The organism is Variovorax paradoxus, from assembly GCF_040544635.1.
Classification (GTDB): domain Bacteria; phylum Pseudomonadota; class Gammaproteobacteria; order Burkholderiales; family Burkholderiaceae_C; genus Variovorax; species Variovorax paradoxus_R.
Genome location: NZ_JBEPKJ010000008.1, coordinates 256128 through 281427, shown reverse-complemented (window position 1 = coordinate 281427; position 25300 = coordinate 256128). Strand labels below are relative to the sequence as shown.

Genomic DNA, 25300 nt, shown 5'->3' with positions numbered 1-25300 from the left:
TAAACAATTCGGTGTCAACGGTGCTAGCACGAATGGTGCCAATGAATCGTGTCACTTCCTGGTGCGTGGCCCGCCTCAGCCGAAGGGGCTGGCAGTGGCAAACCACAAGCCGATGCCGGTGGCGATGATGAACGCGCCGTCGGTCACCCCGGCCACCAGGAAGAACTTGGTCTGCAGCGCGTCGATCATCTCGGGCTGGCGCGCGGTGCTTTCGAGAAACTTCTGGCCGACGAGCGCAATGCCCAGACAGGAGCCGAGCGCCGCGATGCCGATGAGCAAGGCCACTGCGAGCGGAAGGATGTTGAAGCCGGTCATGGTGTTTTCTCCTGTGGTTGATCGATGGAGGTACTTTCTCAAAGCGGGTGCGTGCGGTCCATGACGTCGGAGGTCATCGGCAGGACGAAAAAAAGCCGGCCGCGGGAGGCGGCCGGCTTTCGCGGAGCGTCAGCGTGTCAGGGGAGCTGGGTCCAGTTCTGGTTCGTGCCGCCGTTGCAGGTCCACGTGATGAGCGCGGTGTCCTGCGCCGTGGAAGCGTTCGGCACGTCCAGGCACGACCCCGAGGCGCGGTTCCTGATGCTTCCGCCCACCAGGCTCCACTGCGCCGTGTTGCCGGCCGAGCAGGCCACCTGTACCACCGGTGCGTTGGTGGTCGCCGTGCCGTTCTGCGCCAGGCACAGGCCGCTGTGCTCGGCCACGAACTGCACGTAGCCGCCGGTGATGCTGTTCACCGTGAACTTCTCGTTGCCGGCGTTGCCGCAGGGCCACTGCACCGCCGTCGTGCCGCTGGTGGTGAGCGCGCCCTTGATGTTCACGCACATCGTGGGGTTCAGGTCCGACCGGATGCGCGTGACCACGGCCGGGGCCGTGTCCAGCGAGCGTACGTACTCGCGCAGCGCCACCACGTCCGTTGCCGGCAAGCTCGATGCATTGCCGTGGCCGCTGGTCAGCACATCCTGCAAGGTGGCGGCCTGCCCGTTGTGGAAGAAGGCGGTGGTGTTCCAGGTGCCCGAGAGCGTGGGCGTGTCGAAGCCCAGCCCCGCCAGCGGCTGGTTGATGCCCTTGCCGGAGGAGAGCTGGATCGTGCCCACGTCGTGCCGCAGGCCGTCGCGGAAAGTGCCTCCGGTGTGGCAGGTGGCGCACTGTGCCGTGTTGAACACCGTCTGGCCCCGCACCGCCTCGACGCTCAGGCTGCCGTCCGCCGCACGCGCCGGGCTGCGCATGTACTTGTTCAGCGAACTCAGGTAGGCCGCGAGATCGTCGAGCTGTGCGCTCTTGCCGGCCTTGGGCGCGCCCAAGGGGTCGGCCGTGGCGGCGAAATCCGCATTCGTCAGGAAGCCGGTGCCGCCGAACTCGTTGCGGATGTCGTTCTCGAAATCCTGCACCTCGTCGAAGTTGGCGGTCCAGTGCATCTTGCCGTGGCCTGCGCCGCGCTTGCCCATGAGGCTGATGGTGCGGCGCAGGCCTTCGCCGCGCTGCGTGAAGTCCCACACCATGCCGTCGTCGCTGCCGTCGGCATGGCAGCTCGCGCAGGAGATGTAGTTGTCCTTGCTCATTCGCCGGTCGGACGCGTTGTAGAACACCTGCTTGCCGCGCAATGCCGCGGCCGCCATGGGCTCCTGCGCCACCGTCGACACGTTCTGCAGGAAGGTCGCGGCATTGGTCTCCGAGCTCAGCACCGAGGCCACGTCGTGCACCGACACCGAGCGCGCCAGGAAGTTATTGACGAACAGCCGCTTGCGTGCCGGGTCCAGGTACAGGCCGTGGGGGGCGCTGCTGGCGTTGATCTCGCCGCGCACCGAACGGCTGTACGGATCGACGATGGCCACGCGGTTGCCTTCCATCTGTGCCACGAACAGGTAGTCGCCCGATGGAGAGAACAGCGCGGCGCGCGCGGGTGCGCGGTCGTCGAAGTCGATCTGCTCGTCGAACACTTCCGCGGCGGTCTGCAGGTTGACCTGCGAGAGGATGGAGCGCACCGTCAGGTCGTGCGCCAGGTTGTTGCCGTCCCTGAACTTGCCGCGCACGATGTTGTCCTTCTTCGAAGGCAGCACCGCCCGCCTGCCATCCGGCGAGATCACTACCTGGCTCATGTAGTTGGCCACGCCGCGCGCGCGGCTCTCGGTGTCCACCGTAGTGGTGTCCACCGGCAGCGCGATGGTGCTCATGGCGCTCATGCTCTGCAGGTTCACCTTGTGCAGCTGGCCGCCGGTCATCTTCGACTTGAAGCGGGTGACATAAGCCACCTGCGCATCGGAGCTCACCGCGATGCCGCGCAGGTTGCCTTCGAGCGCGACCGCGCCGGTGGTGGCGCCGTTGCTCGGGTCGAAGCTCATCAGCACCGACTTGCTCTCCAGCGTCAGCAGGCCCTTCGCGCCGTCGGGCGTGAAGGCCACGCCGTAGGGGCCGCTGCCGTAGGCCAGCGGCACGGTGGCCGAGAGGCTGCCGTCGGCCGCGCTGAGCGCCACCAGCTTGTCCTCGCCCTGCACCGCGACCCAGATGCGCCCATCGGGGCCCACGGCCAGCGTCTTCGGCTCGTCGCCCACGCGCACTTCCCAGCGCTTGGCCAGGGTCTGCGCATCGATGGCGGCGACCGTGCCGCTGTCGGGGTTGACCGAGTAGACCGAATTCGCATCGCCCGCGATGTTGGTGGTGTGCGTGGGCGCCCGCGCCGTGACCGGGATGATCACCGTGAGGTTGTAGGTGTAGAAGGTCTCGCGGCCGCTTGCGTCCCTCACCGTCAGCGTGACCGTGAAGTGGCCGGGCCGGTTGTAGGTGTAGGTGTAGTTCGGCTGGCTCGAATACGCGGTCTGGGTGCCGTCGCCGAAGTTCCAGCGGAACTGCGCGCCGCTGCTGCCGAGCGTGGCCGGGTTGAACACCAGCTGGCCGTTGACGATCTTCGGTCCGCCGCCGATGCCCGGGTCGCCGATGATGGTCTGGCCGCGCAGCGTGCCCACCTCGGTGTCGGTGAGCACGCGGCCGTAGACGCGCACCTCCGCCAGCGTGCCCTTGAAGAGCGCGGCGTTGCCCTGGATCTGGCCCATCACCTGGAACTTGTTCAACAGGCCCTTGGTACCCGTGAGCCCGGTGGACGTGGCCTTCACGCCGTCGACGTATACCGCCTGCGCGCCCGAGGCCGCGTCGCGCGTCAACACCACGTGGTGCCAGTTGCCGTCGTTCACCGCCGCCGTGGAGGTGGTGCCAGCGTCGTTGCCCACCGACAGCTTGATGCGCCCGCTGCCGTCGAGCCAGCCCCAGAACACGTCGTCCGCGCCGCCCGACTGGTCGCGCCCGAAGATGCCGGGCGCGGTCCACGAGTTCGCACCGCCTGCCTGCGTGGTCTTCATGTAGAAGCTCAGCGATGCGGTGCCGCCGAGCACGGTGGCGACCGAATCGTTCTTCAGCGGCACACCGGCGGTGCGGTTCGCGAAGTTCATGCCGATGCTCTCGAACGCGTCGCCCGAGACCGGCGTTCCGTTGTTGTTGCCGATCTGGTCGGAGAGGTTGCCCGCCAGCGTCCAGTAGTGCATCAGGTTGATGTCGGTCGCGTTGCCGGTGTTGAAGGTCGACTTGTAGTCCGCGCCGATGGCGTTGCCCGCATAGTCCTTCACGCCGTTGGCGGGCAGGAATACTTCATAGCTGGTGCCCGGAAGCAGCGGCTGCTCGGGGTGGAAGTTGACGATGCCCAGCTGCACGCTGTAGGTGCCCGCCAGCGTGTTGCCGCCCACCGGGCGCACGATGAAGGTGTTGGCGTTCACGCTCTCGGGGCGAATGCTGTCCGTCATGCCCAGGCCGATGCGCGAGGTCAGGGCCTGCTGCTTCGCGCCGTTGGCCGGCGAGACCTGTTTCACTTCAGGCCTGGTGATGTCGGGGTCCACCGCGTGCACGACGAAGCCGCTGCCCGAACCGTGGTCGTTGCCCACGAAGACGAGGTTGCCGAACATCGCGACCTGGCCGTTGTCCGAATGCGAGAAGTTCGGGTCGTCCTCGCGCAGGATGCTGCCGCGGCCCACCTCCACGTGATTGAGCGGATTGCTCACGTCGACCTTGTGGATGCGCGTTTGCGCGCCCTGGATCACATAGTTGTCCTGCGTGGCGCAGTACAGCTGTTCGTCGATGACCAGCCGGTTGTCCTCGGCCACGAAGCGCGAGCGGTCGCTCAGGTCGTAGCTGTACATCCTGGCGCCGCCGCCGCGTGTCGAGGCGTGCAGGCTCTTGCCGTCGAAGCAGGTGGCGTAATAGAACGGCGTGGTGCCCACGATGGAATCGAGCACCTTGGGGTTGAGCGGGTCGGAGATATCCAGGCTCGCGAACCCGCCGTTGCTTTCCATCGCGGTCAGCACCATGTGGTTGCCCATGGTGAAGATCGGACCGATCCGGAAGTTGCCGAGTTCGCCTGTGGGCACCGGGTTGGGCTTGCCGGCGCCGCGGTTCGCAACCACGGCGTTCGCGGGGTCCCTGGCATCGACGATGAAGATGCCGCGGCCCGCCGAGGCCACGTACAGGTAGGGTGCCTGCCACCAAAGCTGCCAGGCGACGTTCTCGTAGTCGCCTGCATTGACGCCGGGCAGCGCCAGCTTCTTCACCTGCTTGATGTCGTTGACGTCGGTGAAGTCCCAGAACTCCACGCCGGTGATGCTGGGCAGCACCACGTACGTCTTGCCGCCGATCTTCGCCGTGCCGAAGGAGTGCGTTTCGCGGAACTCCTTGGTGCGGCCTTCGGGTTCGTAGATTTTCTTGACCAGCTGGATCTGGCGCGGGTTCGACACGTCGTACAGCAGGAAACCGCCCGGCCCCAGGCCGCTGTCCGGTGCGAAGGAGGTGAGGAAATAGCCGTTGACCATGAGGCCCGCGTTCATGCCGTAGTCCTTGCGGCCCGGGTACGTGGCGGGCACCTCGCGCGACTCGTAGGCGCTGCTGTGCGCCGGATCGAGCGGGTGGTTGGGGCTGGTGATCATCGACACCGGCTTGAACAGTTCCGCCGAGGTGTAGGTGAGATTGCCCAGGCCCGGCCCCTGCAGCGGGAGCGGATCGGCAACCGCTTCGGCAACGGCTGTTGCCATGTTGTTGAGGGTCGTCATCGGGCTGACCCCGGTGATGGCCGCATGCGTCAGCAATGTGACGAGCGGGGCCAGGAACGCTATCAGGAAATACCGGATTTTCATCGTCGCCTCCAGGTTGTTAGAAGTTCGCAGGGCAACCCATTCCTCGACCGCTCTCCGATGCGCGCGCAGGACGCACCCCGGCAGGCGACGGGTCCATCGCCTGCCGTGCTGACTTCTGGTTGTGTTCTTGCGCCGGCGCTTTTCTTCGTCTTAGTTCGCGCCGCCCGATTCGTAGAGGGCCCAGGCCTCCTTGGCGCTCGCGCCGCGGTGGATCATGGCCATCAGCGCACTCACCACCGCCGAAGGATTGGCGTGCTGGTAGACGTTGCGCCCGTACACCATGCCGACCGCACCCTGGTCCAGCAGCGTGCGCGAGCGCGCGAACACCTGCTGCAGGTCTTCACGCCCGCCGCCGCGCACGAGCACGGGGCAGCGCGCGGCCTGCACCACGCGGTGAAACTCGGTGGGGTCGCTGGTCGGGTCGGCCTTGACGATGTCGGCGCCCATCTCGCGCGCGAGGCGCACCAGCGTGACGATTTTTTCGGTGTCGCCATCGACCTGGTAGCGGCTGCTGGGGGTGGGCGACTGCATCACCAGCGGCTCGATCATCAGCGGCATGCCGTAGCGGTCGCAATCGGCGCGCACGCGCGCGATGTTCTGCACGCACTGGCGGAACAAGTCGGGCTCGTTCGGCAGCATGAAGAGGTTGACCACCACGCAGGCCGCGTCGCGCTGCACGGCCGGCAACACCGGGTCGTGCTCGTTCTGCAACTGGGCCCACATCATGCGGTGCAGCGTGGCGTTGTAGGGGTTCCCCATGTCGATGCGCATCACCAGCGCGGGCTTGTCGCGGCCGGGGCGGTCCTGCAGCAGGTCGGACTGGCCGTAGTTGAGCTGGATCGCATCGGGGCCGGCGGCCAGGAGCTTGTCCATGACCTGGGGCATGTCCTCCAGGCCGTCGAGGAATGAGGGCTCGTTGCACACGCCATGGTCCAGGGCGATGTCCAGGCAGCGGCCGTTGGTCAGTAGCCGGTTGAGCCGCGCTGTCTTGTCTTTCGACATGGAAAGAACTCCTTGTTGGGGTCGGAAAAAAGAAGGGGAGGTCAGGCGAGCGCGCCCAGGTGGCGCTTCGCCGCGGCGTCGATGAGCCGCAGGGCCTCGTCGCCCAGTTCGACCGCGCCGGCGCCGGCGTTCTCGATGGCCTGCTGGCGCACGCGCGCGCCGCAGAGTGCGACGGCCACGGTGCCGCGCGCGACGGTCCAGGCGATCATCATCTGGCCGAACGAGCAGCCAAGCTTTGCGCGCACGGGCTCAAGCTCCTCGAAGAAGGCCTTGAGCGTTGCCCGATTGGCCGGGCTGAAGCGCGGGTTGGCCGCGCGCTGGTCGTCGCCCTTGAACTCGCGCTCGGGGTCGATGGGGCCGGCGAGCAGGCCCAGGGCCAGCGACGAATAGCCCAGCACCGCCACGTTGTGCTCGCGGCACAGGGGCGCGAGCGTTTGCTCGATCTCGCGGTCGATCAGGCTGTAGCGCTCCTGCGCCGCATCGACCGGGCCATGGCGCAGGTATTCGGCGAGCGTCTCGGGGCTCACGTTGCTCACGCCGATGGCGCGGATCTTTCCCTGCTTCTTGAGCGCGAGCAGCGCGTCCATGGTCTCGGCCACGGGCGTGGTGCTGTCCTGCCAGTGCGTGATGTAGAGATCGATGTAGTCGGTCTGCAGGCGCTTCAGGCTCTCTTCGCATTCATGGAAGATCGATTCGCGGCCGAGGAAGCGGTACACGGGGTGGCCATCTTCCTCGAAGAAGTGCGTGCCCTGTTGCGTGTGCCAGACCAGGCCGCACTTGGTCGCAATGACGGCTTCGTGGCGGCGCCCCTTGAGCGCGGTGCCCACGATGCTTTCCGAGCGCCCGAGCCCGTAGGCCGGTGCGGTGTCGATCAGGTTCACGCCCGCATCCAAGGATGCCTGGATGGCCACCACGGCCGCCGCGTTGTCGCCGCCGCCCCACATCCATCCGCCCATGGCCCAGGTGCCAAGGCCGATGGCCGAGCTTTCGATGCCCGACGGGCCCAGGGTTGTCTTCTTCATCGTCATCGCGTCGTCTTTCTTGTGTTCAACAGGTGGTCGATGGTCACGGCCGCGAGCAGGATCAGGCCCTTGATCACGTCCTGCCAGTAGGGCGATACGTCGAGCAGGATCAGCGAGCTGGTCACCACCGAGAGCAGCGCCAGGCCGAGCACCGCGCCCAGCACCGTGCCGGAGCCGCCCTTGAGGCTGGCGCCGCCGATCACCGCCGCGGCAATCACGTTGAGTTCCATGCCCACGCCGAAGGTGGGCGTGGCGGCGCCGAAGCGCGCCGTGTAGATCACGCCGGCCAGGCCTGCCGAAGCCGAGCACAGTACCGTGACCCAGAACTTCACGCGGCCCACGCGAATGCCCGAGTACAGCGCGGCCTTTTCGTTGCTGCCGGTATAGAACACGCGCCGCAGCAGGGTCGAGCGGCGCAGCACGAAGTCGCTCACGACGACGATGGCAATGAAGATCAGGATGACGGCCGGGACGCCGAACAGCGTTCCCTGTCCGATGAACTTGAACTCGGCCGGCAGCGAGAACAGCGACTGCGGCGTGCCCTGCGTGAGCGCAAGGCACAGGCCGCGCACGATCACCATGAACGCCAGCGACGCGATGAAGTGGTTGAGCCCGATGCGCGTGACGCAGCCGCCGATCATTGCCCCGATGAGCCCGCTCGCGCCGATGGCCACCAGGCTCGCGAGCCACGGGTCGACGCCCATCAGAAACAGCTTGCCCGTGACCACCATCGCAAAGCAGACCACCGAGCCCACCGAAAGATCGATGCCGCCGACGATCAGCAAAATGGTCATGCCAACCACCACGATGCCTTCGATGGAGAACGACAGGAGCATTGCGCGCACGTTGTCCCACGTAAGGAAGTAGGGCGACGCGAAGCTCATTGCCACGCACAGCACCGCAATGATCAGCAGCAGGCCCATCTCGCGCATGCTCGTGAGTTTGTTGGTGGGCTTCACGGGGCCGCCTCCTGACTGCCTGGGCGCGATGCCCGCATCGAGTTGTGCCGGATAGTTCATGCCATCTCCTGTTCGCAGAGTCCGGAGGCGAGCCGCAGCAGGGCTTCCTCCGTCATTTCGTTGGAATTCAATTCGCCGGCCAGTCGTCCGTCGCGGATCACCAGCGCACGGTCGCACAGGCCGATGATTTCGGGCAGCTCCGAAGAAATCACGATCACGCCCACACCCTGGTTCGCGAGATCGCGCAGGATGTGGTGAATCTCGGACTTCGCGCCCACGTCCACGCCGCGCGTGGGCTCGTCCATCAGCAGCACCTGGGGGTTGGTGGCCAGCAGCTTGGCAATGGCCACCTTCTGCTGGTTGCCTCCCGACAGGCTCGACACCTCGATGGCCACGCCGTCCGACTTGAGATTGAGCTTGGCGCCGAGCTCGCGCGCCAGGCGGTGTTCGGCCGAGCGCTGCAAGAGGCCCCAGCCGGAGCTCACGCGCCGCAGCGCCATCGAAGAGATGTTCTGCGCAATCGGCAGGTCGAGGTAAACGCCTGCGGCCTTGCGGTCTTCGCTGAGGTAGGCGATGCCTTCGCGCAGCGCGTCGCTGTACTTGCGGATCGAGAGCGTCTTGCCGTGCAGTTGCACCGTGCCGTGCGTGGCGGCGCGCAGGCCGCACACGGTCTCGGCCAGTTCGCTGCGCCCGGCACCCATCAACCCGGCAATGCCGAGGATCTCGCCGCGCTTCAGCGCAAAGGAGATGCCGTGCACGCGCTCGCCGTCGGCGATGCCGGTCACCTCGAGCACCGGGCCGGACGACTCGGCACCGGCCTGCTTGGGCGGGTAGTAGTTGCCGAGGTCGCGCCCCACCATGCGGCGGACCAGCTCGTCGGCGGTCATGCCGGCCAGCGGGCCGCAATGCACGTTGCGCCCGTCGCGCAGCACCGTGACGCGATCGCAGTGCGTGAATATTTCAGCCATGCGGTGGCTGATGTAGATGATGCCGATGCCCTGCGCCTTCAGGTCGTGCAGCACGCGGAAGAGGGCGGCCGATTCGTTGTCGGTGAGCGCGGCCGTGGGCTCGTCGAGGATCAGCACCTTGCAGTCGAGCGTGAGCGCCTTGGCAATCTCCACCAGCTGCTGGTTCGAAATGCTCAGCTCGCGCACGGGCGCGCTCGGGTCGATGTCTTGCCCGAGCCGCGCCAGCACCTCGGCGGCGCGCGCGTTCAGGCTGGCGTAGTTCATCCACGCCTCTTTGCCGGCGTTGATCTCCGGCATGAAGATGTTCTCTGCCACGGTGGCGTCGGCGCACAGCGCGATCTCCTGGTGCACCAGTCCGATGCCCAGGCGCATGGCATGCGCCGGACCGTCGATGGCCACCTTCTCGCCGTTGAGCAGGATGTCGCCTTCGTCGGGGCGGTGAATGCCGTCGATGATGCTCATCAACGTCGACTTCCCCGCGCCGTTCTCGCCGCACAGGGCATGGATCTCTCCGGCTTGCAGCGAGAAGTCCACGCCCGAGAGCGCGCGCGAAGCGCCGAAGCGCTTGCTGATGCCGCGCAGTTCGAGCAACGTGGTCACTCGGCAACCTCCGCGCTATGCGCTGCGGTGCGAGCTTGCTTGGGGCGGCCCGGCGCTGCGCTCATTCGCCGATTCCCTTGGTGCCGCGGCGGGCGAGGTACTTGTCCCAGTAGAAGTCGTCCGCGTTGGCCTTGCTGACCACCGACAGGCCGTTGTCCAGGAACGGCACCGACATGGGATTGGTGCCGTTGCGCTTGGCGTCGTTCATCGGGTCGATGAGCGAGGGGTTCTTGGCCAGGAACAGCATCATCATGCCCATGTAGCCCTGCATGCCCTGGTTGGGGTTGATGGCGCCGAACACGTCGCCGGCCTTGATCATGTCGAGGATCTTGGCGTTCACGTCGCAGCACATCACGCGGATGTTCTTCTTCGATTCGATCTTGGCCTGCGCCGCACCCAGGGCCGAGTTGGCTTCGGGCATGAACAGCGCACCCAGGTTCGGGTTGGCCTGCGCCAGGCTCAGCACCGCCTGGTAGGCCTTGCTCGGGTCCTGGTTGCTGGCGGCGCGGCCGACCAGCTTCATGCCCGTGTGCTTGGTCTTCATGCGGTTGACGAAGGCCGCGATGCGGCGGTCGTGGTTGTCCTGGCCCGGGTTCTCGAGCACCGCATATTCGCCCTTGCCGCCCAGCGACGCGGCAATCGCGTCGGCCGCCTGCGTGCCTTCGCGGTCGTTGTCCGAGGTGACGAAGGAGGCGCGCTTCGAGTTGGGCGAGTCGGCCGCGAAGGTCACGACCGGAATGCCCATGGCCACCGCCCGGTTGATCGGCTCGATGAACGGGTCCGGGTTCATCGGGTGCAGCAGGATGCCCGCGGGCTTGCGCGCCAGCTCCTGCTCGAACGAGGCCAACTGCTTGTTCACGTCGTACTCGGGCGTGCCGGTGTAGCGGGTGCGCACGCCCAGCGTGCGGCCGAGCTGCTTCATCATTTCGTAGACCGGAAACCAGTATTCGACGCCCGACACCATCACGTTCATCACGTAGACGTCGCTGGCGTTGCCGCGCAAACCGGTGGCTGCGGTGGTGGTTGGTGCGGACTGCGCAAATGCGCTGGTGCCGGCCAGGCCGATACCGGCGGCCGCAGCGGACTTCAGGAAATTTCGCCTCATCTTGTGTCTCCTCGCGTTGACTGGCAGAGCTTGCGACCTGCCTTGGGGCAGCAGATCTTTGGGACCTCGTTGTCACGACAGTTGTTATGACAGGTAGAATGTAATCGCGGGTTGTTTGCCGCGATAACTAGGGGAAACGCTACTGGCGAGCCGCTTTTAACTCGCCGAAGCTGTTATGACATGAAGCCAAACATATTGATCGGCGTCGACATGGGCTCGAGCAGCCTGAAAGCGCTGGCCCTCGAAGCCGGAAGCGGCCGCCCCGTCGCCTTGTCCCGCATGCCCCTGCCGCACGACCGGCTGTCGGGAGGCGGCTGCGAGGTGGGCGCGTCCGCGATCCGCGCCGCATTGACCCACGTGCTGCGCGATGTTGCCCAGCAGCTCGGCCCGCGCACGGTTGAAGTCCGCGCCATGGCGTGCACCGGTCACGGCGCCGGCCTCTATGCGCTCGATACCGACAACCAGCTCGCGGGCGGCCGTGCTGTCGCATCGACCGACCAGCGCGCCGACGTTCGGGCGCGCGCCTTGTCGTCGAGCCGCGGTGCGCAGCTGTTCGAGGACGTGGGCTGCAGCCCCTGGCCCGGGCAGCCCACGGTGATCGCCGCCGAGTTGCTGGGCACGGATGCCGTGCAGCGCGGCGAACTGCGCCGTTTGCTGTTCGCCAAGGACTACCTCGGCTTTCTGCTGACCGGCGAAATTGCCACCGACGCGAGCGATGCGAGCACGGCCGGCCTGGTGTCGCTCGCTACCGGCACCTGGTCGCAGGCGGCTTTCGACGCCTCGGGCCTTGCGGACCTGAGTCCGCGCGCCTTCGGCCCCATCGTGCCCAGCGGCAGCGTGATCGGAAAGCTGCTGCCATCCGAGGCCGCGCTGTGCGGATTGCCCGCGGGCACTCCGGTGGCCATGGGCGCCATCGACCTGCTCGCCTCGATGACGGCGATCTGCGCGGAAGCGCGCGGCCGCGCGGTGTCGGTGTTCGGCACCTGGTGCGTGAACGCGGTCATCGGGCCGGTGCTGGCGCCCAAGCCCGCCGTCGCCGCCATCGTGAACTTCGGCCGCAGCAACGAGCGGCTCTACATGGAGAACAGCCCCTCCTCGATGGCCAACATCGCCTGGCTGGCCGGCGTGCTCGCGCTGCCCGATGCGCGCGCCGTGGTCGACTTGGCCATGACGGTCCCGCTCGGCGCCAACGACCTGCGCTTTGTGCCCTTCGTCAATGGCGGAGGCGGTGTGACTGCCGGCTTCGTGGGCCTCAAAAGCCACCACACACGCTCGGACATGGCACGTGCCGTGGTCGATTCGGTCGCGGCGCTGCATGCACGGCACACGGCGCGCCTTGCAGCGGGCGGCCTCGCGGTGAGCCAGACGACGGTGCTCGGCGGCGGCGCGGGCGATGCACGCCTCGTGCGCCTGCTCGCCGCTTTTCTTGGGCGTCCGGTCGAGCGTTGCGCCGACGACGAGACCGGCGCGCGCGGCGCCGCAATCTACGCGGCCATGTCGCAAGGGCTCGACGACGCGCGCCAAGGCAGCCCATTGCTCGCGCCCTGCGAAGTGGTCGAACCCGATGCACGGGACGCCAGCGCTCATGCGGATTTCAACGCCGGTTTCAACGAACTGATCGACAGCATGTCACCTGTATTCACCCACATCGCGGGCGGTGCGAAATGAGCGCATGGCAGCTTCCTTTCGTGCGCCCGGCCTCGCTGGCGGGTCGGCATTTCTCCACCGTGATCGTGGGCGCCGGCATCAACGGCGTCGGCGTGTTCCGGGACCTTTCGCTGCAGCGCGTCGATTGCCTGATCGTCGACAAGGGCGACTTCGGCGCAGGCGCCAGCAGCGCACCCTCGCGCATGATCCACGGTGGCCTGCGCTACCTGGAGAGCGGCAGCTTCTCGCTGGTGGCCGAAGCCACGCGCGAGCGCAACCTGCTGCTGCGCAATGCGCCGCACCTGGTGCGGCCGCTCAAGACGGTGGTGCCGCTCGCCAACTTCTTCGGCGGGCTGATGAGCAGCGCGCTCAAGTTCTTCGGCCAGACGCCGCCGCAGCGCACACGCGGCCTGCTGGCCGTGGCGCTCGGCCTGCGGCTTTATGACCTGCTGGGGCGCCGCCAGCGTGTGATGCCGGGGCACCGCATCAGCCGCGTGCCCTCGGCCGACCGCGGCCTGTTCCGTGCGGCCATCCGCTGGACCGCGACTTTTTTCGATGCGTGGATCAGCCATCCCGAGTGGCTCATCCTCGAACTGATCGGCGATGCCTGCCGCGACCAGCCGCGCTCCGCGGCCGCGAACTACTGCCGCGTGATGGGCTGCGCGGGCAACATCCTCACGTTGCGTGACGAGATCACCGGCGTGCTGGTGCGCGTGACGGCCGACACCGTGGTGAATGCCACGGGCGCATGGCTCGACCGCAGCGCGGCCGTGCTCGGAGGCGCGGGCCCGCGCGTGATGGGCACCAAAGGTTCGCACCTCGTGCTCGACCACCCCGCGCTGCGCGACGCGCTCGACGGCCGCATGGCTTACTTCGAGGCGGTCGACGGGCGGGTGTGCATCGTCTATCCGTTTCTGGACCGTGTGCTGGTGGGCTCCACCGACATCCCGGTGGAAGACCCGGACCAGATCGTGACCGAGCCTGCCGAGATCGACTACCTGATCGACGTGCTGCGCGAAGTGTTCCCGAACATGGCCTTCGGCCGCGGCGACGTGGTCTACACCTATGTCGGGGTGCGCCCGCTCGCGCGTTCCGATGCCGACAAGCCGGGCCAGATCTCGCGCGACCATTCGGTGGTGGTCGATCCGCCGAATGCGACGCGCGACATTGCCATCGTCGGCCTCGTCGGCGGCAAGTGGACCACCTTCCGCTCGCTGGCCGAAGAAGCCACCAACGAAGTGCTGCAGCTGCTGGGCCGCTCGCGCACCGCATCGACCGAGCTGCTGCCCATCGGCGGCGGCGCGGACCTGCCGGCCGACGCGGCGGCGACCGAGCGCTTCATCGAGAAGATGACGGCGGCCTCCGGCCTGGGCCGCGTGCGCGCGCTGAGCCTGCTCGGCCGCTATGGCTCGAAGGCGCTGCCGCTGGCGCAGCGCCTCGCGGCCTCGGGCGATGTGCCGCTGCAGCATGCGCCGGACTATTCGGCCGCCGAGCTTTCCTACCTGTGCCTGGAAACCGGTGTGATTCATCTCGACGACCTCGTGATTCGCCGCACGCTGCTGGCCATTCGCGGCCTGGTGACCGATGCCGCGCTCGCCGAAATCGCGGGTGTTGCGGCCGAGGCGCTGGGCTGGGACGCGACCCATGCCCACAACGAGCTGTGTGCCTGCGCCACCGCGCTGCGCGAGCGGCACAACGTGCGCCTTCACGCGTCGGCTCCGGGCGAGGAACCCTCTTTCGATGCATCATTGATGGCCAGTCCAGTTCTCGGCCAAGCTTAAAAAAAGTGAACAGTCCCAACGACATGTCGACCGTGCTCGACCGCAATTCCGAATCACCGCTGTGGGCGCAGTTCCGCGACGCCATTCGCCTGCAGATATTGCAGGGTGTGCTGCCCATCGGCGCCAAGCTGCCTTCGGAGGCGGAGCTTGGCGACCAGTTCGGCATTTCGCGCATCGTGGTGCGCGAGGCACTGGCCGACCTGGTGCGCAACAACCTCATCTACAAGATCAAGGGCCGCGGCGCATTCGTGTCGGCACGCGAGCGCGACGAAGATTTTGTTTCCACCGTGCTGGGCTTCTCCGACGAGATGGAACGCAAGGGCCGCTCGGTGCGTACGCAGATACTCACGCAGGAGTTGCGCGCGCCCACCGGGCACGAGGCTGCATCACTGGGCCTTGCCGACGACACGCAGGTGGTGGCGCTCAAGCGCCTGCGCAGCGTGGACGGCGAACTGCGCCTGCTGGTCGAAACGGTGGTGCCGGCGGACCTGGCGCCGGGCCTGCACCGCGCGCGCCTGGAAGACCGCTCGCTCTACGACGTGCTGCGCCGGCAGTACGGCTTGCGCCTGGTGCGCGCCGAACGCTGGATCGACGCAGTGCTGCCCGACGCCGAAACCTGCAAGCTGCTCGACCTGCCGCAGCCCGAACCGCTGCTGCGCATCGAGTCGATCGCCTATGGTGCCAACGGCCGGCCGCTGGAGCACTACCGTGCGCTGCACCGCTGCAAGACCAGCCGGTTGCACGTGCAGACGACGACCTGATTTTTCTTCGTCAGGCCTTGGCGGTGCTGCGCGAAGGCCAGAGCACGGAGGCGATGGCCACCACCATCAGTGCGACCGCCACCCAGTCTTGCCAGTGCACGACCTCGCCGAGCCACACCGCGCCGCTGAACACGCCGAGCACGGGAATGAACATCACGCTCAGTGTCGAGGCCACCGGCGGCAGGCCGCGCGCCAGGTAGAACCACGCGGCATTGGCAAAGCCGAAGATCAGCACCGCGTTGTAGAGGACCGAGCCCCAGGTCGCGGAGCCCGGCCACCGCCACTCCTCTCGTTCGAACAGCAGCGAGAGCAACGTCGTCACCACGCCGGTCAACGCCGTCATCCAGAACGACAGCGTGAGCGTCGGCAACCCGATGCGCGTGTGCCGCAGCAGTTGCGTACCCAATGCCCAGGTGGCCGCGGCCACCAGGGCCAGTGCCACATAGCCGGGCCGTCCCGCGAAGTCGGTGAGTTCGTGCCACAGCAGCAACCCCACGCCAACGGCGCAAGCGCCCACGCCGAGCCACGAGCGCCGGGTGAGCGCGGCCGAGAACAGCAGTGCGCCGATCACCGCGGAGAACACCGGCATCGTGTAGCCCAGAATGGCGGCCCGTCCGCCCGACAGTGCCTTCACCGCAAGGATCATGAGCGCGTGCCAGACGAACATGTTGGTGGCGGCCAGCCACACCAGCTCGGGCCACGCACTTCGCGGCACGCGGAACGGCACCTTCATCAAGACCAGCGCCAGGCCCAGCACCGGCAGGCCGAGCCAGGTCGAGACCGCGCGGAAGGCGAGCGGCGGATAGTCCGCCACGCCGAGCTTCATCACGGGCCAGTTCAGACCCCATGCGAGAGTCAGGAGAACGAGCAGGACGAACTGGCGCGGCGTGAAGGAAGACATCGCGTGGGTTTGCTACAGCAAGCGCTTCAGGTAGCGACCCGTGTGGCTCGCTTCATTCGCAGCGATGTCTTCCGGCGTGCCTTCGCCCACCACCATGCCGCCGCCGGCACCGCCTTCGGGACCCATGTCGATCAGCCAGTCGGCGGTCTTGATGACGTCCAGGTTGTGCTCGATCACGACGATGGTGTTGCCCGCGTCGCGCAGCTGGTGCAGCACCTTCAGCAGCAGTTCGATGTCGGCAAAGTGCAGGCCGGTGGTCGGCTCGTCCAGGATGTAGAGCGTGCGGCCGGTGTCGCGCTTGCTGAGCTCCAGCGCGAGCTTCACGCGCTGCGCCTCGCCGCCCGAGAGCGTGGTGGCCGACTGGCCGAGCTTGATATAGGAGAGGCCCACATCGAGCAGCGTGCGCAGCTTGCGCTCGATGGTCGGCACGGCCTTCAGGAACTCGTGCGCGTTCTCCACCGTCATCTCGAGGATCTGCGCGATGTTCTTGCCCTTGTACAGAACCTCGAGCGTCTCGCGGTTGTAGCGCTGGCCGTGGCACACCTCGCAGGGCACGTACACGTCGGGCAGGAAGTGCATCTCGACCTTCACCACGCCATCGCCCTGGCAGGCTTCGCAGCGACCGCCCGCCACGTTGAAGCTGAAGCGGCCCGGGCCGTAGCCGCGTTCGCGCGCGGTGTTGGTCTCGGCCATCAGCTCGCGGATGGGGGTGAACAGGCCCGTGTAGGTGGCCGGGTTGCTGCGCGGCGTGCGGCCGATGGGCGACTGGTCGACGTTGATGACCTTGTCGAAATACTCGATGCCCTCGACCGCTTCGTGCGCGGCTGGTTCTTCGTGCGCGCGGTAGAGCGTGCGCGCCACAGCGGTGTAGAGCGTGTCGTTCACCAGCGTCGACTTGCCGGAGCCCGAGACGCCCGTGACGCAGGTCAGCAGGCCGACCGGGAAGGCCACGCTCACGTTCTTCAGGTTGTTGCCGGTGGCGCCGACCACGCGGATTTCCTGCAAGGCGGTTTGCGAGGCGAGGTGCGCCGCTTCGCGCGCGGCGCGCCGTTCGGCCGCGGGGCTCGCCGGAAAGCGCGAGGCTTTCTTGCCTTCGTTGAAGGCGGGTTTCTTCACGACCGGCAGCCAGGCGGTACGGCGTTTGGGCACTTCGATCTTCTTCGCGCCCGACAGGTATTGGCCAGTGAGCGAATCGGGGTTGGCCGCCACCTGGGCATAGCTGCCTTGCGCCATCACGCGTCCACCGTGCACGCCCGCGCCGGGGCCCATGTCGATCACGTGGTCGGCGGCGTGGATCATGTCCTCGTCGTGCTCGACCACGATCACGCTGTTGCCGATGTCGCGCAAGTGCTTCAGCGTGCCGATGAGACGATCGTTGTCGCGCTGGTGCAGGCCGATGCTGGGCTCGTCGAGCACGTACATCACGCCCGTGAGCCCGGAGCCGATTTGCGAGGCGAGCCGGATGCGCTGCGCCTCGCCGCCCGAGAGCGTCTCGGCGCTGCGGTCGAGGCTGAGGTAGTTCAGGCCCACGTCGTTCAGGAACTTGAGCCGCAGGCCGATTTCGCGCACCACCTTGTCGGCGATGTCGGCCTTGGCGCCGCGCAGCTTCAGCGTCTGGAACCAGGCGAGCGAATCGCGCAGCGTGAGATGGCTGAGCTCGAAGATCGCCATGCGGGGCGGCTCGCCCCCATCGGCGGGGCGGGCCGACTCGTCCACCAGGAACACGTTGCGCGCTTCGGGCCGAAGGCGCGAGCCGCCGCAGTCCGGACACGGCTGCAGGTTGCGAAAGCGCGCGAGGTCTTCGCGCACCATCACCGAATCGGTCTCGCGGTAGCGCCGCGTCATGTTCGGGATGATGCCCTCGAAGGGGTGCTTCTTCGTGAGCTTCTTGCCCGCGAAGTTGCCAGATTCCATCGTGTAGTTGAACTTGATTTCTTCGGCGGCCGAGCCGTGCAGCAACACCTGCTGCACCGAGGCGGGCAATGACTCGAAGGGCGCGTCGACGTCGAACTTGTAGTGCTTCGCAACGCTCTCGATCATGCTGAAGTAGTAGCTGTTGCGGCGGTCCCAGCCCTTGATGGCGCCGCTCGCAAGCGAGAGTGTGGGAAAGGCCACCACGCGCGCCGGGTCGAACACCTCGCGGTGGCCGAGGCCGTCGCAGCTCGGGCAGGCGCCCACGGGCGAGTTGAACGAGAAGAGCCGCGGCTCCAGTTCCGACAGCGAGTAGTGGCAGATCGGGCAGGCGAACTTGGCGTTGAACAGGTGCTCCTTGTCGGCCACACCCTCGGCGCCCAGCTCCAGCGCAATGGCTCGGCCCTCGGCCAGCCGCAGCGCGGCTTCGAAGCTTTCGGCCAGGCGCTGCTGCATGTCGGGGCGCGCGCGCAGCCGGTCGATCACCACGTCGATGTCGTGCTTCTCGGTCTTCTTGAGCTTGGGCAGGTCGTTGTATTCGTAGGTTTGCCCGTCGACGCGAAAGCGCACGTAGCCGGCCGCCTGCATCTCGGCGAACAGCTCGAGAAATTCGCCTTTCTTCTCGCGCGCCACCGGCGCCAGGATCATCAACCGCGGCTCATTGGGAATGGCGAGCGTGGCGTCGACCATCTGCGACACGGTTTGCGCCTGCAGCGGCAGGTGGTGTTCGGGGCAGTAGGGCGTGCCGGCGCGGGCGTAAAGCAGGCGCAGGTAGTCGTGGATCTCGGTCACCGTGCCCACGGTGGAGCGCGGGTTGTGGCTGGTGGCCTTCTGCTCGATGCTGATCGCGGGCGACAGGCCCTCGATCACGTCGACGTCGGGCTTGTCCATGAGCTGCAGAAACTGCCGCGCATAGGCCGAGAGGCTTTCGACGTAGCGCCGCTGCCCTTCGGCATACAGCGTGTCGAAGGCCAGGCTCGACTTGCCCGAGCCCGACAGGCCGGTAATGACCACCAGCTTGTTGCGCGGGATGTCGAGGTCGACGTTCTTCAGGTTGTGCGTGCGCGCACCGCGGATGCTGATGCGCTGTTGCGCGAGCACGGCGCCGAGGTAGGTGTCGCGTTCGAGTTGCGCGTCGCGTGCGCTCTCCTCGTTGGCGGCGAAGTCGTCAATGGCTTTGGAATTCAAGGGGGCGATCGTCCGAGGGCAACCGGACATGATAGTCCGAGCGGCATTTCATGGCGAGGGGGCGGGTTGAGGCCGGTTTCATGAGGCGCTCCCCGGCCGGTGCTTTCGGGGCGCCAGGCGGCGGTACCCGGGCGGCCGGCATCGGGCACAATCTAGGGTTCTCTTCCTCCTCCTTCATCTACTTATCAGGGGCAGTGCATATGGCATCGGTCAATAAAGTCATCGTCGTCGGCAACTTGGGGCGCGACCCCGAAATGCGTACCTTCCCGAGCGGCGACCAGGTCGCGAACGTCACCGTGGCCACCACCGATCGCTGGAAAGACAAGCAAAGCGGCGAAATGCGCGAAGCCACCGAGTGGCACCGCATCGTCTTCAATGGCCGCCTGGCCGAAATTGCCGGCCAGTACCTGCGCAAGGGCTCGCAGGTGTATGTCGAAGGCAGCCTGCGCACGCGCAAGTGGACCGACAAGGACGGCATCGAAAAATACACCACCGAAATCCGCGCCGACCAGATGCAGATGCTGGGCAGCCGCCAGGGCCAGGGCGGCCCGGCGGGCGGTCCCGAGGACGACGGCGGCTATTCGCAAGGCGGCGGCGGTGGCGGCTACTCGCAAGGCGGGAACGCTGGTGGCGGTGGCGGTGGCGGTGGTGGGGGCTACGCTCCCCGTGCGCCCGCCGCGGCACCGCGCGCTCCGGCGGCCGCGCCTCGCCAGGCGCCGGCCAAGTCGTCGTCGGGCTTCGACGATATGGACGACGATATTCCGTTCTGAAATCGATCCCTTGGAATTTGCCGGCAAAAAGGCCTGCAGCTCATTGGCTGCAGGCCTTTTTGCATTGCTCCTGTCAGTAGGTCACCGTCACCCGCATCGCGTTGCTGCCGTCGCCAGCCGGGGTGGCGGCTTGCGGTGGCGCGGAGCCCGTGGTCGCCGCCATCGCACCGATGACGCCTTGCCAGGCGGAGGCAAGGCTGTCGCGGCCGTCGGCGTCGGTGCCGGCCACCATGAGCGTCGTTTCGCCGATCTTGTCGAACCGGTACTCGCGGCCCTTGATGAGCACCGACTTCATGTTGGTCCAGACGCGGTATTCGTGTCCGCCCTTGACGGGCGTGACCTCGAGCACCTTGAAAGTCGGGAGAACGACCATCGAGACGCTGAACCGGGCCGTGGAGCTGTTCATGCCGTGCATCGGCTCCGCGGAACTGAGCCGCAGCGGCAGCGGCAACAGGAGCAGCAGCATGCCGACGGCGGCCAGCGTGGGTGCCGTTCGCGTCGGTCGCCGGGCGATGGCACCTGCGGGGGACATGTTTCCGGACATGGGAACTCCTCTCGTCGCAACCTCGGTGGAGGGCGTCGAATCGATGCCCCAACCTGGTTTATCGGCAGAGTCGCGGGAAAATGAAGGCCGTCCGCGCCATTCTTCGCCCATAGCCTGCTATTTACCAGCAGGTTTTCCTGTGTCGGGAGGTCTTTGTCTTGAACAGCAGGGGGGCCGCGCGGCCCGCGCCCTTGCCCGGGCTTGTTGCCCGCGTCCAGCTCAGTAGGTCACGCTGACCGTCACGACGTCGCGGTAGCTGTCCGGCCGCACGTTGGTGCTGGCGCCGAGAACGCGGCCATACACCGTCAGAGCCTGGGCGGCGCCATTGCCGGTGCCGGCGACGGTATTGGTGCCTGTGACGTTGCCCCAGACGTTGGAGCGGGCGGCATTGCGGTAGAGCCGGTAGGGCACCGTGTCCGTGTTGCCGGGCACGCCGCCCGTCGGGGTCATCGTGCCGGCACCGGTCGTCGAGTTATTGGATGGCGTCAGCGCGACCGTGTAGGCGGTCGGCGTCGTGCAGGTAACGCTGATCGTGCTGGCCTGATCGGTATCGGCCGCGCCCGGAAGGCCGTTGACCGTGCCGAAGTTCAGCGGATCGGCCGTGACCAGGCAGCTCTTGGCGACCGTTGCGGTGACCATGAAGCCGAACTTGCCCGGCTGTATGGTGTCGCAGGTCGTCGGCATGGCGGAAGTGCTCCTCGTCAGCGTGATCGAGGTGTGGTCTCCGGCGAAGTTGTCCTGGTACGTGCCTGGAGGCACCGTGCCCTGGAGGGGGAGCAGTTCTCCGCGCATGGTGGCAACGCCCGTCACGCGTCCCAGGCCGCCCGCAGTCGTCCGGCGGGGAATGCTCATCGTGGCGACGAAGGGGTTCGGCACTATCGCGTTGCCGTTCGAACCCCATATGGTGCCGCTCGTCGCCTGGTAGAGCTGGAACCTCAATTGATTTCCGGCGGTGTTCTCCATGACGCGCGGATTGAAGTTTCCCAGGCCTTCGTTGCCGTCGCCGATGTTGAAGCAGACCCTGACCTGCTCGACGGCGGAGTTGCTGTCGTTGGTGCAGGTGTAGTTCAGCGTGGCGGTGGTGGGCGACGCCGTGCTTCCGTTGACCAGCTCGACCGTGCCGAAAGCCAGGGCCGTCATCGTCGCGGTGCAGCTGACAGCCGCCTGCGCGCTGCCCGCGGGCAACCACCACAGCAGCGCGCAGAGCAACGGCAGGCGCAAGGCCTGCAAAGTCCGGGTCAGAAAGCTCATGGCGTCTTGGCCTCCCTGGTGCAGCGCACGGGGCCGATCTGCGGAATGCCGGCGCCCTCCTTGCGATAGTCGAAGCTGGCCCGGCAACGGCCGCCGGGGGTTTGCACGTCGAGCGTGTTCCGGGGCTCGAGCGACTCGAGATACACCGCGCCGTCGAAACCGACCAGGGCGGGATCGCCGCCTTGTCCGTTGGCGCGTACCCGGCTGCCCAGCGGCAGCGGCTTGCCCGCCTCGTCCACCAGGAGCAGCGCGGCCGCGCTGATCGGCGTGATGCCGAAGCGCACCAGCGTGCCGGCGCGGTCGCTCGGGGTGGCGACGGTCTTCACGCGCTGGATTCTCACGTCGGCGGGCAATTGCATCGGGTCGATCGAAAGCTGGTTGTTCTGGTAGGCGCTGAGCGGTGCCACGAGCAACATGCCGTTGCCGTCCGTGGTGCCGATGTCCCGGTTCTCCAGCCTCACCGGCACGCCGGCAATGCCGTCGGTGGAGACCACCGCGAAGGCATCGTCGATGCGCCGCGCCGCGAACGGCTGGCCGCCCATGAACACGACCGAGCCGGTGGCACCGGCGTAGGCGTAGCGGCTGTCGCCGAGCACGCTGATGCCGGCCATGGCGCGGCCGTAGCGGCCCAGGTAGTCGATCTCGGCCTGCCCGCCGTTCTGGCCTCCGCCCTGGCGCAGGCCGGCGCGCCAGCCGATGCCGCCTTCGCCCGGCGTGGAGCTCTGCGCGTCGGCCGTGTAGACGTTGCGGTCGCCCTCGCGCTGGAGCCCGGCGCTGGCCGTGACATTGCCGTCCAGCGCCCAGGTGAAGCCGACGAAGAGGCTGCGCTCCCGGCGGTTGTCGAGATTCTGGTTGAGGCTCACATTCACCGAGGCGCTGCGTCCCAGCGACCTGAACCAGTAGACGCTCGCCAGGCGCGTCGCCTCCTGTGCGGGATAGCGCAGGTAAAGGTAGCTGAGCCCGAAACTGCCGAAGTTGTCGATGGAGTAGCCGATCGACGCCCGGCCCGAGCCGCGCGCCGGCGGGCTGCCGTAGAGCGATGGGATGTCGCGGTACTCACCGCGCGTGCGGGTGCCTTCGACCAGGAAGTTGAAACGGTTGTCGCGCCAGCTGTAGCCCAGGTTGAGCAGCGAGCCTTGTTTGCCGCCGTAGCTGCTGTGCGCCACGGCGCCCGCCAGCACGCCGCTTTGCCCGAGCAGCCATGCGCCGCCGATGCCGCCCTTGACCAGCCCCTTGGTTGCTTCGCCATGCGTTTCCAGCGTGAAGCTGTTGCTCACGCCGTAGCGCCAGGTGCCGGTGGCGGCGGCGTCGCTGCCGTAGTCGAAGGAACGCAGGCCGTAGCTCTTGCGCACCATGCCGAGGTCGACGGACCAGTCGGACAGGCCGTCCTGCAGCAGCCGCTGCGTGTCGTACAGCGAAAAATCGAGTGTCGTGGCGCGGCCGAAAGCGTCGGTGAGAACCACCTGGGCGTTGCCGGCGCCGTTGATGCTCGGCACCGTCTTGAGCTGGAAGGGCCCTGCCGGCACCTGGCCTGTGTACTGGCGCATGCCGTTGATATAGAGCTCCACCTGCGAGGGCAGCGTGGCCGACCCCAGGAACGCCGGCAGCGGCGTGGTGGTGCGATAGGGTTGCAGCGCGAAATTGCGCGAGAGCTGGATGCCGCCGATCCGGGTGGAGCGCGACCAGGGCAGCGAGGCCGTGGTGGTGTCGCCCACGCGAAGGGTCAGCATTTCGTCGGGGAACGACTTGCTCCAGGTGGTGTCGAGCCGGACCGAGTCGTGGCTCCAGCCTTCGCCGTCGATGCGGGTTGCGCGCGACATCAGCGTGTTGCTGAACACGGCGCTTCCGCTGAACGCGCGCAGTTCGGTCAGCGCGTTGAGGCTGGACGTATTGTTCCGGCCCTGCGTGCCATAAAGATCGTAATTGAGCAGCAAGCCGGGCGAAGCGGTGGCCTTCGACGCGACGATCGTCGATGTGTCGACCACGGTCGTGGGCAGGCGCAGCACGTCGGCGGTGGCATTGATGGTGACGCTCTGGCTTGCGGCGTCGTACTTGACCTGCACGCCGGGAAGGCTCTTGAGCGGCACGGGATCGGCCACGCCTGCCGGCAGCACGAAGCCCAGCTGCCGCAGCGTGGCGGCGCTGGCCCACAAGTCCTGGCCGCGCAGGCCGAAGTGAACCAGCCCCTGCGGATTTCCGTTGAGGCTCAGTTCCAGATAGAGGTCGCTGCCGCCGGGGCCGGCGATATTGCCTTCCGCGGACGCGGCGGCCGGAGCGCTCGAGACGGCTGCAGCATTCTCAGCCTGAGCGGCGAGGGACATCAGACCGGAAAGAAGCAGCAGTGGCAGCAGGCGCTCAGCGGACGCGTGGGAGCGGAGGAATGTTTTCCTGCGTCGCGTTGCCATTGATCTTCGTTTCCAGAACGCCCCCGAGGGTGAAAGCCTCGGCGGATGTCTTCAGTGGCCAGCGCATGCGTGCGCCCGGCAAGACGTAGCCCATCAGGCCGGCATGCACCGGGGTGCGGCGGCCGACGGTATCGACAAAATCCAGATCGGCGAGCTGGGCGTGCATGCCGCCGCTGTTGGCGACTTCGAGCACCGCCTGGCCGTCTTCCCTGCGCAGCGACCATGCCAGTTGGGGCGCGGGTGACTGCGCGCCAGCGGCTGCGATGAAGATCGGCACCGAATAGCGCAACACGAGTTGCAGGCCCTTCTTTTCCTTCACCTCGACCGGCAGCTCGTCGATGATGATCCGGTACGAGTTTTCGACCGTGCCGGCAGGAGCGCCCGCGCGAATGACGCGGATCAGCTGCCGCTCGGAGGTGCCCAGCTGGACCATCGGCGGACTCACGACGAGCTCGCGCGAGGGCGTCAGCTTTTCGGCGCCGTTCTCCTGGGTCCATTGATAGACCCGCACCTGCGCGTGCACCACGGTGTCGCCGGTGTTGCTGAGCCACAGGCCATCGGCGTTTTGCGAGGCCTGGAGCGTCAGCGTGACCGGGGAAACCTGCAGTCCGCTCGCCGAAGCGAACGCGTGCGCCAAGGCGAGCGCGAGGACGGCGGTGTAACGCAGCAAGTGGTGCACGGGCAGTCGATCAGTAGTTGACCGTGACCGTCACGGTGTCGAGGTACGCACCGGGGGTCACGTTGGCATTCGCAACCGTGGCGAACACCGGGATCGCTTGAGTCGCGCCCGTACCCGTGCCAGCCACGCCGTTACCCACGGCGGTGGCGGTGGCGGTGTTGCCCCAGATCGGACCCGTGGCGCTCACCGACCGGAGTTGGTAGGGAACGGTGTCAGGACCTGCCACGGCTGGGAGCATCACGCCGGCGCCGGTGGTGCTGCTGTTCGAAGGCGTCAGGCCGACGTTGTAGGGCGTCGACTTGGAGCAGGTTACGTTGATGTTGCTGGAAGCCGAGACGGCCGGGGTGGAGGAATTTACCTGGCCGAAATCGATGTTGGATGCCGCACCTGCGACGACCGAACAGGCCTTGTTCACAGTGATCAGCACCTGAAACGTGGAGCTGGTGGTTGCTGCGAAAGCGGCGCTGGTGGCCGTGACTGCAAGGACTGCTGCGAGGAGGAAAGAAGGTTTTTTCATGAGAATAGGCGACAGATGTAAATGAAATGAGGAGGGAGCGGGGCGGATAGTGCCAACAATCCCTCTAGCTGGATAGTAGAATAGTTCACAGAATTGCACAAATTGTTGCAATCGAAATGATGTTTCG

General features: G+C 66.9%; 18 protein-coding genes. 4 read left to right on the top strand and 14 right to left on the bottom strand.

What is annotated here, in order from left to right:
• Positions 1-75 precede the first annotated feature (75 nt).
• The 7 genes from atpE to ABIC94_RS15760 form a co-directional block, all read right to left on the bottom strand.
• Entirely contained in the window at positions 76-315 is a 240-nt protein-coding gene (gene atpE, locus ABIC94_RS15790) for a F0F1 ATP synthase subunit C (protein WP_337296532.1), read from the bottom strand.
• A gap of 137 nt (positions 316-452) precedes the next feature.
• Positions 453-5162 (bottom strand): Ig-like domain-containing protein, encoded by a 4710-nt coding sequence (locus ABIC94_RS15785; protein ID WP_354373944.1) that lies wholly within the window; start codon positions 5160-5162, stop codon positions 453-455.
• 150 nt (positions 5163-5312) lie between these two features.
• Positions 5313-6164, bottom strand: a complete 852-nt coding sequence (locus tag ABIC94_RS15780) for a class I fructose-bisphosphate aldolase (protein ID WP_354373943.1) — start codon at positions 6162-6164, stop codon at positions 5313-5315.
• A gap of 41 nt (positions 6165-6205) precedes the next feature.
• On the bottom strand, positions 6206-7192 hold the full coding sequence (locus tag ABIC94_RS15775; protein WP_354373942.1) for an aldo/keto reductase: 987 nt from the start codon (positions 7190-7192) through the stop codon (positions 6206-6208).
• Positions 7189-8205, bottom strand: a complete 1017-nt coding sequence (locus ABIC94_RS15770; protein WP_354373941.1) for an ABC transporter permease — start codon at positions 8203-8205, stop codon at positions 7189-7191. The genes ABIC94_RS15775 and ABIC94_RS15770 overlap by 4 nt, the downstream gene beginning before the upstream one ends.
• A complete protein-coding gene (locus ABIC94_RS15765) occupies positions 8202-9713 on the bottom strand; it encodes a sugar ABC transporter ATP-binding protein (protein WP_354373940.1) in 1512 nt (503 codons plus the stop codon). The genes ABIC94_RS15770 and ABIC94_RS15765 overlap by 4 nt, the downstream gene beginning before the upstream one ends.
• A gap of 61 nt (positions 9714-9774) precedes the next feature.
• Entirely contained in the window at positions 9775-10818 is a 1044-nt protein-coding gene (locus tag ABIC94_RS15760; protein WP_354373939.1) for a substrate-binding domain-containing protein, read from the bottom strand.
• 180 nt (positions 10819-10998) lie between these two features.
• Between ABIC94_RS15760 and ABIC94_RS15755 the strand changes: the two genes are divergently transcribed.
• The 3 genes from ABIC94_RS15755 to ABIC94_RS15745 are packed head-to-tail and all read left to right on the top strand — an operon-like array spanning position 10999 to position 15007.
• Positions 10999-12486 carry an FGGY family carbohydrate kinase gene (locus ABIC94_RS15755; RefSeq protein WP_354373938.1) on the top strand — a complete coding sequence of 496 codons (1488 nt, stop codon included), beginning with the start codon at positions 10999-11001 and terminating at the stop codon, positions 12484-12486.
• Complete coding sequence (locus ABIC94_RS15750; RefSeq protein ID WP_354373937.1) at positions 12483-14246, top strand: glycerol-3-phosphate dehydrogenase/oxidase; 1764 nt, start codon at positions 12483-12485, stop codon at positions 14244-14246. Before ABIC94_RS15755 ends, ABIC94_RS15750 begins: the two co-directional genes overlap by 4 nt.
• Positions 14247-14269: 23 nt before the next feature.
• Positions 14270-15007, top strand: a complete 738-nt coding sequence (locus ABIC94_RS15745) for a GntR family transcriptional regulator (RefSeq protein ID WP_436318027.1) — start codon at positions 14270-14272, stop codon at positions 15005-15007.
• A gap of 10 nt (positions 15008-15017) precedes the next feature.
• On the opposite strand, the gene ABIC94_RS15740 is transcribed toward ABIC94_RS15745, so the two are convergent.
• Together ABIC94_RS15740 and uvrA are read right to left on the bottom strand one after the other, a co-directional pair.
• Complete coding sequence (locus tag ABIC94_RS15740; protein WP_354373935.1) at positions 15018-15908, bottom strand: DMT family transporter; 891 nt, start codon at positions 15906-15908, stop codon at positions 15018-15020.
• 12 nt (positions 15909-15920) lie between these two features.
• Positions 15921-19037: an excinuclease ABC subunit UvrA gene (uvrA, locus tag ABIC94_RS15735; RefSeq protein WP_354373934.1), complete on the bottom strand. Its 3117-nt coding sequence runs from the start codon at positions 19035-19037 to the stop codon at positions 15921-15923.
• A 170-nt stretch (positions 19038-19207) separates the two neighbouring features.
• Between uvrA and ssb the strand changes: the two genes are divergently transcribed.
• The gene (gene ssb, locus ABIC94_RS15730) at positions 19208-19777 is read left to right on the top strand and encodes a single-stranded DNA-binding protein (RefSeq protein ID WP_354373933.1); all 570 of its coding nucleotides are present in this window, start codon (positions 19208-19210) and stop codon (positions 19775-19777) included.
• A 73-nt stretch (positions 19778-19850) separates the two neighbouring features.
• Here the strand turns inward: ssb and ABIC94_RS15725 are convergent, their stop codons facing one another.
• The 5 genes from ABIC94_RS15725 to ABIC94_RS15705 all read right to left on the bottom strand — a co-directional run bounded on the left by ABIC94_RS15725 (position 19851) and on the right by ABIC94_RS15705 (position 25173).
• A complete protein-coding gene (locus tag ABIC94_RS15725; protein ID WP_354373932.1) occupies positions 19851-20321 on the bottom strand; it encodes a hypothetical protein in 471 nt (156 codons plus the stop codon).
• Positions 20322-20540: 219 nt separating this feature from the next.
• On the bottom strand, positions 20541-21572 hold the full coding sequence (locus ABIC94_RS15720; RefSeq protein ID WP_354373931.1) for a Csu type fimbrial protein: 1032 nt from the start codon (positions 21570-21572) through the stop codon (positions 20541-20543).
• Positions 21569-23893, bottom strand: coding sequence for a fimbria/pilus outer membrane usher protein (locus ABIC94_RS15715; protein WP_354373930.1), 2325 nt, complete (start codon positions 23891-23893; stop codon positions 21569-21571). Before ABIC94_RS15715 ends, ABIC94_RS15720 begins: the two co-directional genes overlap by 4 nt.
• A 34-nt stretch (positions 23894-23927) precedes the next feature.
• Positions 23928-24656: a fimbrial biogenesis chaperone gene (locus ABIC94_RS15710; protein ID WP_354373929.1), complete on the bottom strand. Its 729-nt coding sequence runs from the start codon at positions 24654-24656 to the stop codon at positions 23928-23930.
• A 10-nt stretch (positions 24657-24666) separates the two neighbouring features.
• Complete coding sequence (locus tag ABIC94_RS15705; RefSeq protein WP_354373928.1) at positions 24667-25173, bottom strand: Csu type fimbrial protein; 507 nt, start codon at positions 25171-25173, stop codon at positions 24667-24669.
• Between the last annotated feature and the right edge of the window lie 127 nt (positions 25174-25300).